This window comes from Pigmentiphaga aceris, assembly GCF_008119665.1.
Classification (GTDB): domain Bacteria; phylum Pseudomonadota; class Gammaproteobacteria; order Burkholderiales; family Burkholderiaceae_B; genus Pigmentiphaga; species Pigmentiphaga aceris.
On the sequence record NZ_CP043046.1, the window covers coordinates 4,920,432 to 4,932,675 of the forward strand.

Here is a 12,244-nt window from a genome sequence, read left to right on the forward strand (position 1 = left end):
GCGGCGCATCAGGCCGTCAACGGATGGCGGGCGCGGTCGGCGGTGGCCTGGGCAGCAGCCCGTTCCATCAGCACGGGCACGTCGAGAATCAGTACGACTTCACCGCTGCCGCTGATGCTCGATCCGCTGATGCCGCGGATCTGGCTGAACAGGCGGCCAAGCGGTTTGATCACCGTCTGGAATTCACCCAGCAAGGTGTCCACGACCAGACCGACCTTGCGGCCGGCATGACGTACCACCACGATGTTCTCCCGCCCTTCAGGCGAACCACCCAGCGAGAACAAGTCGCGCACGCGCATGAAGGGCAGGACTTCGCCGCGCAGGTTGGTGTAGTCGTGGCCGGGTTCGGCCGAGAACTCCACGCACTCGTCGATCATGTCCAGCGGCACCACGAACACCGATTTGCCTACGGTGACCTGGAAGCCGTTGATGATTGCCAGCGTCAGGGGCAGACGCACGGTGACCGTGGTGCCCTGACCGGGTTCGCTGGCCACCGACACCGAGCCACGCAGTTCGGCGATGTTGCGCTTGACCACATCCATGCCCACACCACGGCCGGACAGGTTGGTGACGGCAGCAGCGGTGGAGAACCCCGGCTCGAAGATCAGTGCATAGATTTCGCCGTCGCTCAGATGGCGACCCGGCTCGACCAGACCACGCTCGACAGCTTTTTCCAGAATGCGGTCGCGCTGCAGACCGCCGCCGTCGTCGCCGACTTCGATCACGATTGCGCCGGAATCATGGAAGGCGTTCAGGCGGACCGTGCCACGTGCCGGTTTGCCGCGCGCAGCGCGCAGTTCGGCGGACTCGATGCCGTGGTCCATGGCGTTGCGAACCAGGTGCGTCAGCGGATCGGCAATGCGTTCCACCACGGTCTTGTCCAGCTCGGCATCTTCGCCGCTGACTTTCAGTTCGATGTCTTTACCCAGTTCGCGGGCCACATCGTGCACCACGCGCTGGAATCGGCTGAAGGTGCCGCCGATCTTCACCATGCGCAGTTGCAAGGTGCTGTCGCGCACGGCCTCGACCAAACCAGCCAGCGCGGAATGGGTTTCCTGCAACTCGGAGTCGTTGACGCGGCGTGCCGCCAGCTGCGCGCCGGAAGCCATGATGATCAACTCGCCGACCAGATCGATCAGGTGATCGAGCTTGTCTGCATCGATACGGATCGACGGGCTTTCCCGGCTCTTGGTTTCCTGCCCTTTGTTTTCCTGACCCTTGGTTTCCTGGCTCTTGGATTCGCGTGCCGACTGCAGCACCGCGTTCAACGCAGCATCGATCTGCGTATCGGCGGGCAACGCGTCAACCGGCGCGGACACGTCCACAGCTACTGCATCCGCCGAATCCCCCAGCAATGCAGCGTTCAGTACCTCTGCATCGACCGCGCCGCACAGGCTCAGCGCCTCGACCAATCGCGCCTGCGTTTCGGGCAGACGCTCCACCAAGGCAACGTAGTCGTTCAAGCCACGTTTGGGCGGCAACAGATGCAATACGCAGTCGTCTTGCACGAACTCGAACACGCTCTCGATCGTGGCGCGATCGGCCTCGGTGCGGAACACGATCTCGAAGCCCAGATAGCATTGCTCCGGGTCCATCTGGTCGGCCTCGGGCAAGGCGTCAGCCAGCGGCACGATGGCGGTTATCGTGCCCAGCGTACCCAGATAGCGAATGAAGGACAGCGGGTCCATGCCGTTGCGCAGCACTTCCGTGCCGAAACGCAAGGAGATGTGCCAGGTGCCGTCATCGATCAGATCGGCATTCGCGTCAGCGTCAATGTTCGAATCGACAGCCGTGACCACAGCTTGCGCAGCCGGTGCGGCCTCGGCAACCAGATAGGTCTGCAGTTGCGCCAGCAGCGGCTCGCCTTGGGCAGTCAGTTCAGGATCGGGGTCGGTGCGACCGGCTGCGATCAGGGCAACCATTGCGCCGATGTGATCGCCGCAGGCCAGCAACAGCGCAACCAGCGAATCGTCGATGGCCAGATTGCCTGCGCGCACATCGTCGAGCACGCTTTCCACGACGTGGGTGAAGCTGACAAGATGGTCCAGACCAAACAGGCCCGCAGATCCTTTGACGGTGTGCGCGGCGCGGAAAATGGCATTGACCCGTTCGCTGCTGTCGTCGGCGTCACGGCCCAGCGACAGCAGGGCGGCTTCCATGTCTTCCAGCAGTTCGCGGCTTTCGACAATGAAGGTCTGAAGAGCGTCGTCGAGGTTCATGCCGTGGCTCCAATCGGGTCGAGTTGCTCGCCGAACCCCAGCATGGCCAGGCCCTCACGCACGGCCGCGCTGTGGCCGATCAGGCGCAGCGGCTTTTCCTGGCGTGCGGCCTCACGACGGGCCAACAGCAGCAGCTGAATGCCCGAGGTGTCGATCTCTTCGACCAAGCGAAGGTCGATGTCCAGCGCCTGTGCGTCAGCAATTGCCGCCAGCACGGTGTCCTTGAGCTCTGCGGCCCGATAAATCGTCATCTCGCCCTCGATGGGCAAGGATGCACACGTGTCCACTATGGCTCTCCGTACATGAATGCTGTCGTCCAGGCGAGGGAACGCCTGAGATGGGTGCGCTTACAGACCTGCCAGCGCCACGCGCCGGTATTTCCCGATCAGGGAAGGACGAGCTTTTCCACAGCGGCCAGCAGTTGAGCGGGCTGGAAAGGCTTGACGATCCATGCCTTGGCACCCGCTTGCTGGCCTTCCCGCTTCTTTTCTTCCTGGCTTTCCGTGGTCAGCATCACGACTGGCGTGAACTTGTAGGCCGGCAGTTGCTTGACTGCCTTGACGAAGCTGATGCCGTCCATGTTGGGCATGTTCACGTCGCTGATGATCAGGTGAACGCGCTGACCCGTCAGCTTGCTGAGCCCGACTGCGCCATCGCTGCCCTCGATCACGTCGTAACCGGCGCCGCGCAAGGTGATGCCGACGACCTGTCGAACCGATGCCGAGTCATCGACGATCAAGATAGTTTTTGCCATGTCCGTTCCAAAAAAATACTTGCGGCATCCCACCCGCGCCACCAGTCTGGCTATAGCCAGACTTGGCGACTTGAGCTGCTGCAGGCAGCAGCCCGGGCGACGATGCACGCATCGCTGTCATCAATCAGAAAAAGGTGATCTCGCCCGCCGACGAGCTTTCTGTCTTGCGCCCTGCGTGAACGTTGCGCTCTTGCTCTGTGGCATAGCTGCTGCTCAACGCATCGAGCTCGTGTGCCGGGTCCATGGTGCTGACGGCAGCACCGGCAGCAGGGGCAAACACGGTTGCCGGCGCGCGCTTCACGCTATCGCGCACGTGGCAGAGAATCTGGCTGGTGCGGTCCTGGAATTGCAGCGAGACGATGGCTGCGGACACGGATTCGTTCACGCCGTGGGCCTCGCGTGCCAGCGTGGCACCCGATTCGGCAATGCGTTGGGTCAGACCGGAATATTCGTCGAGCACGCTCGCCACGCGTTGCTCGGCGGCAGCGGCAGCGGATTCGCTGGCGCGCACGGAATCACGGACGGCTTCGACGGCCTCGGAAATGGACGCGATGGTTTCGGCAGAGGTGGCGGCCATGCGCACGCCCAGCTCGCCCGATGCTTGCGACAGACGCTGCATTTCGGCGGCCACGACAGAGAAGCCACTGCCGCTGTTGCCCGCACGTGCCGCTTCGATCGCGGCGTTCAGCGACAACAACGTGGCGCTCTTGGCCACGGCCTGCACCGAATCGGCACCTTCCCGCAGTTGTTCGATGCGCGCGGCAAGCGCTTCCACGCGATCACGCATTACCCGCTCGCGGCTGCATGACTCGCGCAATTCGGCAATCAGGCCAGCCAGTTCTGCGCGGCCATGCTCTTCGACTGCGGCCACCGCATCACCCTGCATGCTGTCGTCGGCGACCCGAATGGATTGTTCCAGGCTGCTGACGATGATGGCGAAGCGATTGGTGAGTTCGTTGATCGAGGTTTCGGTCTCGACGCGCGCGACTTCAATCAGGTCGCCCCAGACTTCGCCCAGTTGCCGGCTGGCCCCTTCGGCAGCCAGCGAGAGCTGCTCGGCGTTTTCCTGCGCAGCCAGGTTGGCGCTGGCCTGGACCTCGCGCGCGTGCGCGAGCCAAGCGTGCGCGCGTGTGCGCCACATGAGCGCCCCCGCGAGCATCAACAGACCGCCAGACGCCGCCAAGCCACCGCTTAGCCAAGGCGATAGCGTGCCCCGCCCACCAAGAAAGAGAAAGACAAGGACCGCAATAGCACCAGCGCCGATGGCGACGTCGGGAAGCGGAGACTTGCGAACCGGAAGGGCAAGAGGTGGATGATTCATCGGGCTCGTTACAAAAGTGACGGTACGTAACGTCTGTCTCTGTATAACGGCCAGTTTAAGAACTTCTTAAGGGAAAAAGGCGCTTTTCTTAAAGGCTTTAAACCTAGATTTGGCGCGGTTTTCCAGCGCTTTTCGAGGCTTTGAAACAGGAAAATTATGGTTTTCCTGAAATTTGTTTTGATAAATCTGAATTTCAGTCAATCGAAAGCTTGCAACAAGGATTCGATCACACGAAGTGCAGAAATGTTACCGGCTGTCGCAGCAGAAAACCTCATTCGCGTAGATGGCATTTGCCCGGGTGAAAATAAACTTCCCGGTGCCAGCACGACACCCTGCTCTGCCGCGAGACGCGCCATGCGTTCGGTGTCACGGCCGCAATCGCCCCAGACAAACATGCCGGCCGGTGGGAGTTGGGGGACTTTCACGCCCAGTTTCAACAAGACCTTGAGCGTGCGATCTCGTTCCATATCGACGCGCGCCCTGACCCGTACCAGGTGCCGTCGGTAATGACCTTCGGCCAAAATACGGTGAACTGTACGCTCGCCCAACTCGCTGGTGGGCAAAGCTGTCAGAATTTTCAGGTCAGTCAGCGCCTGCACCACAGCCGGTGCCGCAGCGATATAGCCTACGCGCAGGCTTGCAGCCAGCGTTTTGCTGAATCCACCGACGTGAATCACCCGGTTCAACTGATCGAGCGCAGCCAGGCGAATCGGCTGACCCGGGTGAAGTTCTCCGTAGGTATCGTCTTCCACCACGATGAAGTCGTGCTGCTCGGCAATGCGCAATATTCCATACGCACCACCGGCAGACAGGCTGTAGCCCGTTGGGTTGTGAACCGCGGCATTGATCAGGAAAAACTTGGGTTTGTGCAGGGCAGCCAGACGCGCCAGGGCGTCCAGATCCGGGCCATCCGGCCCGCGTGGTACGCCGATCGGCCGAGCGCCGAAGGCAGTCAGACGACCGAAGATCAGGGGCCAGGCGGGGTCTTCCACCAGTACGGTGTCACCAGCTTGCAATAGGTGGCGCGCAATCAGGTCGAACGCATGGGTGACGCCACTGGTTGTCAGCATGTGATCGGGATGCGCAGGAATGCCGTCTGCCTGCAGGCGCGCCGCCAACTGCTGGCGCAGCGGTGCGTAGCCCTGTGCCGTCCCATAACCCAGCAAGCTGTCCCGCACAGTGCGGCCCACCGCGCGTACGCTGGCAGCGACCATCTCGGCATCCAGCCAGTCGGGCGGCATCAGCCCGCCGCCGGCGTGTTCGGCGGCCGAGGTGTCGCGAAACATATTGCGCAGCAGCCATCGGATGTCGATGTTGCCTTCCGCAGCCAACACCGGATGACGAGGGACCGGTGCCAACGGCGCAGCGGGTTTGGTGGCCACAAAAAACCCGGCACCGCGCCGGGACTCGGCATGCCCATCGGCCACCAGCCTGTCATACGCCTCGACCACCGTGAATCGGCTGACCCCCATTTCGCTGGCGAGTTGCCGTATCGACGGCAGCCGGCTGCCCGGGCGCATGGCGTCGCGCTCGATGCGATGCGTCATCTGCCGTGTCAGTTGTTCGACCAGGGTTTGATCCACATCACGGCTGGGAATGGCAGACAAACTTGAAGAAAGCGCGGGGGTGGCGTCGGGTGTCATGGGAATTTGACCAGGCCAGTGTCTGAATTGATCGTTAAAGTGTACCGGTACTGTACTGCCATTTGCAGATAAAGTGAGCTGCCAGTTCTTCTTGGAATGTTCCACCATGCGCGCCGCCCCTGCGCTTCCTGCTCTGCCCTCATCCCCGCCAACGGGAATACCGTCCTGGACTGCCTACGCATACGGGTTTATTGGCGTGTTGGTGTTCTCGATGACCTTGCCGATGTCTCGCATTGCTGTCGCCGAACTCGACCCCTTGCTGGTCGGACTCGGCCGTGCGCTGATTGCCGCCATTCCTGCTGCATTGCTGTTGTGGATTACGGGCAGCCGACGCCCGACCCGCAACGAATGGTCTGGTCTTGCGCTGGCCATGCTGGGCATTGTGGTGGGCTGGCCGCTGATGTCCACCCTTGCCATGCGCAGCGTGCCGTCCTCGCACGGCGCAATCATCAATGGCTTGCTGCCCTTGTCTACTGCGATGTTTGCCGCGTGGCGCAGCGGCGAACGGCCATCCATCGGGTTCTGGGCATGTGCATTGGTCGGTGCGGCCTTGGTGGTGGGTTTTGCGTTGCAAGCCGGACATGGCGCATTGCAGACCGGTGACCTGTGGCTGCTGTTGTCAGTCGTGGCGGGCGGCATGGGCTATGCAGAAGGCGCACGGGTTGCGCGCACGCTGGGCGGGTGGCGCACCATCTGCTGGGCACTGGTGGCAAGCGCGCCGCTGTTGATCGTACCTGTGGGGGCAATGGCCGTGCAGGTGCCAAGCCTGCCCTCAGTACCAGCCATGCTGGCAGTCGCCTACCTGTCCTTCGGTTCTATGTTCCTGGGCTTTTTTGCCTGGTATCACGGGCTGGCGCTGGGCGGCATTGCCCGGGTCGGACAGGTGCAATTGCTGCAGCCGTTTCTTACCGTGTTGGTTGCCGCGCTGCTGATTGGTGAATCCGTCGATACGGGTACTTATCTATGTGCGATTGCAGTCATTGCGGTGATTGCCGTGGGTCGCCGCTGTGCGGTCGGAGGTAAAAAATGATGCCCGTTTCCATCACGCCATCTGACGGCTTGTCGTTGAGCATGATTGCGTCGCTTGCCCTGTTTGCACTAGTCAGCTCCATCACCCCTGGCCCCAACAACCTGATGCTTGCCTCGTCGGGTTTGAATTTTGGTGTGCGTCGCACGATGCCGCATATCTTCGGTATTTCGCTTGGCGTGTCGGCCATGCTGATTCTGGTTGGCCTGGGATTGAGCACGGTGTTCCAGACCTGGCCGGTGCTGTATACGGTGCTGAAGTATGTGGGCGGTGCCTACCTGCTGTACCTGGCGTGGTGCATTGGCACGGCCGGCCCGGTGGGCCCGGGGGAAAGTCGCGGCAAGCCTTTCACGTTCCTGCAGGCGGCTGCGTTTCAGTGGATCAACCCCAAGGCCTGGATCATGTCGATCGGCATCATTGCGACCTATACGCCGCAAAACGGGTTCTACGTGAACCTGATGGTGGCGGCCGTGGTGTGTACCTTGGTCAACCTGCCCAGCATCACCTTGTGGGCGGCATTTGGCAGCGCCTTGTCCCGGGTGCTGCGGGCATCGGCTGCGGTGCGGGCGTTCAACGTGTCGATGGCATTGTTGTTGGTGGCGTCGCTGTATCCGCTGGCGCAAGATTTGTTGGTGTCGTTGAAGTAAGCGCAGCAGGCACGACAGACGTAAAAAAAACCGGTGCCGCTTGCGCGACACCGGTTTTTTACTTGGCGGCTAGCTGTTAGCCCGCGCCTTACAACACCGGCGACAACACCGGCTGCTTCGGACGCACATCCAGCTGCTTACCCTTGCGAGCACGCTTGCCCAGATAGACATCCAGCGCCGCACCGTACAGCACATCGTCGGTCTGCTTGTTGCGGTAGATGCCCGATGCCCGCAGACCGGCATCACCGATCGGCACCACCTGCGACAACGAGTCCTTCGGATCCAGATCGATCAGCATGGTGCCGCGTCCGCCGGCACTCAGAATCTTGACCTCTTCCAGCCCGAACAACAGGAAGCGTCCCTTGGCGGTCAGCAAGGCCAGGCGGGTGGCACCTTGCCAGACCGGTACCGGGCGTTGCGGTTGATCGCCTTCTTCCAGCGTCAGGAACTGCTTGCCTGCACGCTGACGGGTGACCATGTCGCCCAGCTTGGTGATGAAACCCAGGCCGCTGCCACTGGTCAGCAGCCAGCGCGAATCGGCGTTGCCCGCGATCATGTGCAGCACGCGCGCGCCGGCTTCGAGTTCGATCATGGTGGTGACGGGCGTGCCGTCACCGCGTGCAGACGGCAAGCTGGACACCGGCACTGAGTACACCCGGCCGTTGCTGGCCAGTGCGATCAGTGAATCGGTGGTGCGGCACTCGAAGGCACCGTACAAGCCATCGCTTGCCTTGAAGGTGAACAGCGATGCGTCGTGGCCGTGGCCTTGGCGTGCACGTAGCCAGCCTTTTTCCGACACGATCACGGTGACGGGTTCGTCGATGACCTTGGCTTCGATGCTGGCGCGTTCGGCAGTTTCGATCAGAGTGCGACGGTCGTCACCATAGGTCTTGGCGTCGGCCTCGATCTCTTTGATGATAGCCTTCTTCAGCGAGCCCGGGTTGGCCAGCAGCTCACCCAGCTTGGCGTGCTCGATGCGCAGGTCGGCCAGTTCCTGTTCGATCTTGAAGCCTTCCAGACGCGCCAGCTGACGCAGGCGCATTTCCAGAATGTCTTCGGCCTGACGCTCAGTCAGGTTGAAGGCTTCCATCAGCGCGGCCTTCGGCTCGTCCGACTCGCGGATGGTACGGATCACCGCATCCACGTTCAGGTAGACGACCATCCGGCCTTCCAGCACATGCATGCGGTCGGCGACCTTGCCCATGCGGTAGGCAGTGCGACGCGTGACGGTGTTGGTACGGAAGGCCAGCCATTCGGTCAGCACTTCACGCAGCGACTTCTGACGCGGACGGCCATCCAGGCCAACCATCACCAGATTGATCGGTGCGCTCGATTCCATCGAGGTGTGCGCAAGCAGCGTGTTGACGAATTCCTCGCGGTCGATACGCGAGCTTTTCGGTTCGAACACCAGACGCACGGCGGCATCTTTGCCGGATTCGTCGCGCACGGTATCCAGCAGGCTGAGCAGGTGCGCCTTGATCTGCTGCTGCTCGGCGCTGAGCGCCTTCTTGCCAGCCTTGATCTTCGGGTTGCTGAGTTCTTCGACTTCTTCCAGCACACGCTGGCCGGTTGCACCCGGCGGCAGTTCGGTAATCACCAATTGCCACTGGCCGCGCGCCATTTCTTCGAACTTCCAGCGCGCACGCACCTTCAGCGAACCACGGCCGCTGCGGTAGATGTTCGCGATGTCTTCCGCAGGCGTGATGATCTGTCCGCCACCCGGATAGTCGGGGCCGGGCAGCAAGGCAAACAGCGCCTCGTCGAGCATGTCGGGTTTCTTCAGCAACGCCACCGCTGCCTGCGCGACTTCACGCAGGTTGTGCGACGGGATTTCCGTTGCCATGCCGACTGCGATGCCGGATGCGCCGTTCAGCAAAACCATCGGCAGGCGCGCGGGCAAGAGCTTGGGCTCTTCCTGCGACCCGTCGTAGTTGGGCATGAAGTCGACCGTGCCCTGGCCCAACTCGTCCAGCAGCAGGCGCGAAATCGGCGTCAGGCGCGCTTCGGTGTAGCGCATGGCTGCCGCACCGTCGCCGTCGCGCGAACCGAAGTTGCCCTGGCCGTCGATCAGCGGGTAACGCAGCGAGAAGGACTGCGCCATGCGCACCAGCGCATCGTAGGCAGCCTGGTCGCCGTGCGGGTGATACTTGCCCAGCACGTCACCCACCACACGCGCCGACTTCACCGGCTTGGCGTTGGCACCCAGGCCCATCGCATCCATGGCGAACAGGATACGGCGCTGCACGGGTTTCTGGCCGTCGCTGACATCAGGCAGGGCGCGGCCCTTCACTACTGAGACGGCGTAGTCCAGGTACGCCTGTTCGGCATAACGCGCGAGCGTGATCGTCGCGCCGTCGTCCTCGGGGGTCGGGTCCGGGGTTGCGTCGAACAACCCGTCTTGGAAATCGCTCATTTAAATATCCACCTCGGCAAGATCGCCCTTCTCTTCCAGCCAGGCGCGTCGCTGCGACGCCTCGCCCTTGCCCATCAACATGTCGAACATTTCGGTCGTCTGCAGGCCACCGACCTCGCCGATACGCACCGGCAACAGGCGTCGCGTGTCGGGGTTCATGGTGGTTTCCCACAGTTGTTCCGGGTTCATCTCACCCAGGCCCTTGAATCGGCCGATGCTCCACGCGGTTTCGCGCACGCCTTCCTTGCGCAGCTTGTCGGTGGCGGCTTCCAGTTCACCGTCGTCCAGGCAATAGATCTTGCGCGCCGGGCGCTTGCCCTGTGCCGGCACGTCCAACCGGTACAGCGGCGGACGCGCCACGAACAGGTGACCGGACTCGATCACTTTGGGGAAGTGCTTGTAGAACAGGGTCAGCAGCAAGACCTGAATGTGCGAACCGTCCACGTCGGCGTCGGACAGGATGCAGATGCGGCCGTAGCGCAAATTGCTCAGGTCCGGCGTGTCATGCATGCTGTGCGGATCGACACCGATGGCCACGGAAATATCGTGGATTTCGTTGTTCGCAAACAAGCGATCACGATCCACTTCCCAGGAATTCAGCACCTTGCCGCGCAAGGGCAGAATGGCCTGGAATTCTTTGTCGCGGCCCATCTTGGCCGACCCACCTGCGGAGTCGCCCTCGACCAGGAAGACTTCGGTGCGTGAGACATCATTGCTTTCGCAATCGGTCAGCTTGCCCGGCAACACGGCCACGCCAGAGCTCTTTTTCTTTTCCACCTTCTGCGTGGCACGCACCCGTGCCTGCGCCTGGCGGATGGCAAGCTCAGCCAGCTTCTTGCCATATTCCACATGGGAATTCAGCCAGAGTTCCAAGGCCGGACGGGCGAAGTTGCCGACCAGACGCACGGCGTCGCGGCTGTTCAGACGTTCCTTGATCTGCCCCTGGAATTGCGGGTCCAGCACCTTGGCCGACAGCACGAAGCTGGCGCGGGCGAACACGTCTTCCGGCAACAGCTTCACGCCCTTGGGCAGCAGGTTGTGCAGTTCGACAAAGCCCTTCACCGCACCGAACAAGCCGTCACGCAAACCAGCTTCGTGCGTGCCGCCGGCGGATGTCGGAATCAGGTTCACGTAGGACTCGCGCACCACGTTGCCTTCTTCGGTCCAGGCAACTACCCAATGTGCGCCTTCGCCTACTGCGAAGGTCTCGTGATCTTTTTGCGCGTACTGCTCGCCCTCGAACATGGGGATGACGAGTTCGGCACCGCCCAGGGCTTCACCCAGGTAACCGCGCAGGCCATGTTCGTAGAGCCAGGTTTGCGTGGTGAAGGTGCTTGCACCGCCGCGTTCGCCAGCTTTTTCGACGCGCAGCGTGACTTTCACGCCGGGCAGCAGCACCGCCTTGCTGCGCAACAGGCGTGACAGCTCGTTCATCGGCAGCGCCGCGCTGTCGAAATACTTGGGGTCCGGCCAGCAGCGCACACGCGTGCCGGATTTGCGACGGGTTTCCGACACCGGCGCAATCGGCTCGATCACGTCGCCATCGGCAAACACCAGACGATGCGCGCCGCCATCACGCCAGACCGTGACTTCCAGGCGGGTGGACAGCGCGTTGGTGACGGATACGCCCACGCCATGCAGGCCACCGGAAAACGCATACGCGCCGCCGTCGGCCTTGTCGAACTTGCCGCCTGCGTGCAGGCGGGTGAAAACCAGTTCCACGACCGGCGCACCCTCTTCAGGGTGCATGCCGACGGGAATGCCCCGGCCCTCGTCCTCGACGGTGACGCTGGCGTCACCGTGGACGGTGACCTGGATGTGCTTGCCGTTGCCCGCCAGCGCCTCATCGGCCGCGTTATCGACGACTTCCTGGATGATGTGCAGCGGGTTTTCGGTGCGGGTATACATGCCCGGGCGCTGCTTGACGGGCTCAAGCCCTTTCAGCACCCGGATAGACGATTCGGTGTAACGCGTAGCCATGACACTCCGGCAGCGATGGAAAACAAGCCGCCATTCTACGGACTACCGGGCGCTTACCCCAGGCCGCAGAGCGCCATCAGCGTTTCCCATTGCAAGATCAGCATGGGATGCTGGTAGGCAGCGAAGCCCGCGCCCAGCACCGCAAGCAGCAGAAAGTAGCCCGCCAGCCGCCAGGGACGCGAAAAAAGCGGCGTATCGGGCGAAGAATCGGCGGGCTTGGGCATGATGGAATCAGCGAGA

The 12,244-nt window shown here is 62.2% G+C and carries 10 protein-coding genes; 2 read left to right on the forward strand and 8 right to left on the reverse strand.

Translation table 11 applies throughout. The annotated features are described in order from the left end of the window. Positions 1-8: 8 nt before the first annotated feature. From FXN63_RS21240 to FXN63_RS21260, 5 genes are all read right to left on the reverse strand, one after another. Entirely contained in the window at positions 9-2,219 is a 2,211-nt protein-coding gene (locus tag FXN63_RS21240) for a chemotaxis protein CheA (RefSeq protein ID WP_148817287.1), read from the reverse strand. Further along, positions 2,216-2,506: an STAS domain-containing protein gene (locus tag FXN63_RS21245; protein ID WP_246164925.1), complete on the reverse strand. Its 291-nt coding sequence runs from the start codon at positions 2,504-2,506 to the stop codon at positions 2,216-2,218. Before FXN63_RS21245 ends, FXN63_RS21240 begins: the two co-directional genes overlap by 4 nt. Before the next feature lie 98 nt (positions 2,507-2,604). Beyond that, on the reverse strand, positions 2,605-2,973 hold the full coding sequence (locus FXN63_RS21250) for a response regulator (RefSeq protein ID WP_148817290.1): 369 nt from the start codon (positions 2,971-2,973) through the stop codon (positions 2,605-2,607). A 124-nt stretch (positions 2,974-3,097) separates the two neighbouring features. Next, positions 3,098-4,114 carry a methyl-accepting chemotaxis protein gene (locus FXN63_RS21255; RefSeq protein ID WP_187394973.1) on the reverse strand — a complete coding sequence of 339 codons (1,017 nt, stop codon included), beginning with the start codon at positions 4,112-4,114 and terminating at the stop codon, positions 3,098-3,100. A gap of 377 nt (positions 4,115-4,491) precedes the next feature. Continuing rightward, positions 4,492-5,937 carry an aminotransferase-like domain-containing protein gene (locus FXN63_RS21260; RefSeq protein WP_148817295.1) on the reverse strand — a complete coding sequence of 482 codons (1,446 nt, stop codon included), beginning with the start codon at positions 5,935-5,937 and terminating at the stop codon, positions 4,492-4,494. A gap of 106 nt (positions 5,938-6,043) precedes the next feature. Here FXN63_RS21260 and FXN63_RS21265 point away from each other — a divergent pair, with 106 nt between their 5' ends. Next, positions 6,044-6,967, forward strand: a complete 924-nt coding sequence (locus tag FXN63_RS21265; RefSeq protein WP_148817299.1) for a DMT family transporter — start codon at positions 6,044-6,046, stop codon at positions 6,965-6,967. Beyond that, complete coding sequence (locus FXN63_RS21270; protein ID WP_148817302.1) at positions 6,964-7,611, forward strand: LysE family translocator; 648 nt, start codon at positions 6,964-6,966, stop codon at positions 7,609-7,611. The genes FXN63_RS21265 and FXN63_RS21270 overlap by 4 nt, the downstream gene beginning before the upstream one ends. Before the next feature lie 88 nt (positions 7,612-7,699). On the opposite strand, the gene parC is transcribed toward FXN63_RS21270, so the two are convergent. From parC to FXN63_RS26785, 3 genes are read right to left on the reverse strand one after another with little or no spacing between them, the layout of a single operon-like run. Beyond that, entirely contained in the window at positions 7,700-10,024 is a 2,325-nt protein-coding gene (gene parC / locus FXN63_RS21275) for a DNA topoisomerase IV subunit A (protein WP_148817305.1), read from the reverse strand. After that, positions 10,025-12,004, reverse strand: coding sequence for a DNA topoisomerase IV subunit B (locus FXN63_RS21280; RefSeq protein WP_148817308.1), 1,980 nt, complete (start codon positions 12,002-12,004; stop codon positions 10,025-10,027). Positions 12,005-12,057: 53 nt separating this feature from the next. After that, positions 12,058-12,228, reverse strand: coding sequence for a hypothetical protein (locus FXN63_RS26785; protein WP_187394974.1), 171 nt, complete (start codon positions 12,226-12,228; stop codon positions 12,058-12,060). Positions 12,229-12,244 lie beyond the last annotated feature (16 nt).

Excerpts from the sequence above, each read along its gene's own strand:
- FXN63_RS21240 (WP_148817287.1), bottom strand. The coding sequence starts at position 2,219 with ATGAACCTCGACGACGCTCTTCAGACCTTCATTGTCGAAAGCCGCGAA.
- FXN63_RS21250 (WP_148817290.1), bottom strand. The coding sequence starts at position 2,973 with ATGGCAAAAACTATCTTGATCGTCGATGACTCGGCATCGGTTCGACAG.
- FXN63_RS21255 (WP_187394973.1), bottom strand. The coding sequence starts at position 4,114 with ATGTGGCGCACACGCGCGCACGCTTGGCTCGCGCACGCGCGCGAGGTC.
- FXN63_RS21260 (WP_148817295.1), bottom strand. The coding sequence starts at position 5,937 with ATGACACCCGACGCCACCCCCGCGCTTTCTTCAAGTTTGTCTGCCATT.
- FXN63_RS21265 (WP_148817299.1), top strand. The coding sequence starts at position 6,044 with ATGCGCGCCGCCCCTGCGCTTCCTGCTCTGCCCTCATCCCCGCCAACG.
- FXN63_RS21270 (WP_148817302.1), top strand. The coding sequence starts at position 6,964 with ATGATGCCCGTTTCCATCACGCCATCTGACGGCTTGTCGTTGAGCATG.
- parC (WP_148817305.1), bottom strand. The coding sequence starts at position 10,024 with ATGAGCGATTTCCAAGACGGGTTGTTCGACGCAACCCCGGACCCGACC.
- FXN63_RS21280 (WP_148817308.1), bottom strand. The coding sequence starts at position 12,004 with ATGGCTACGCGTTACACCGAATCGTCTATCCGGGTGCTGAAAGGGCTT.
- FXN63_RS26785 (WP_187394974.1), bottom strand. The coding sequence starts at position 12,228 with ATGCCCAAGCCCGCCGATTCTTCGCCCGATACGCCGCTTTTTTCGCGT.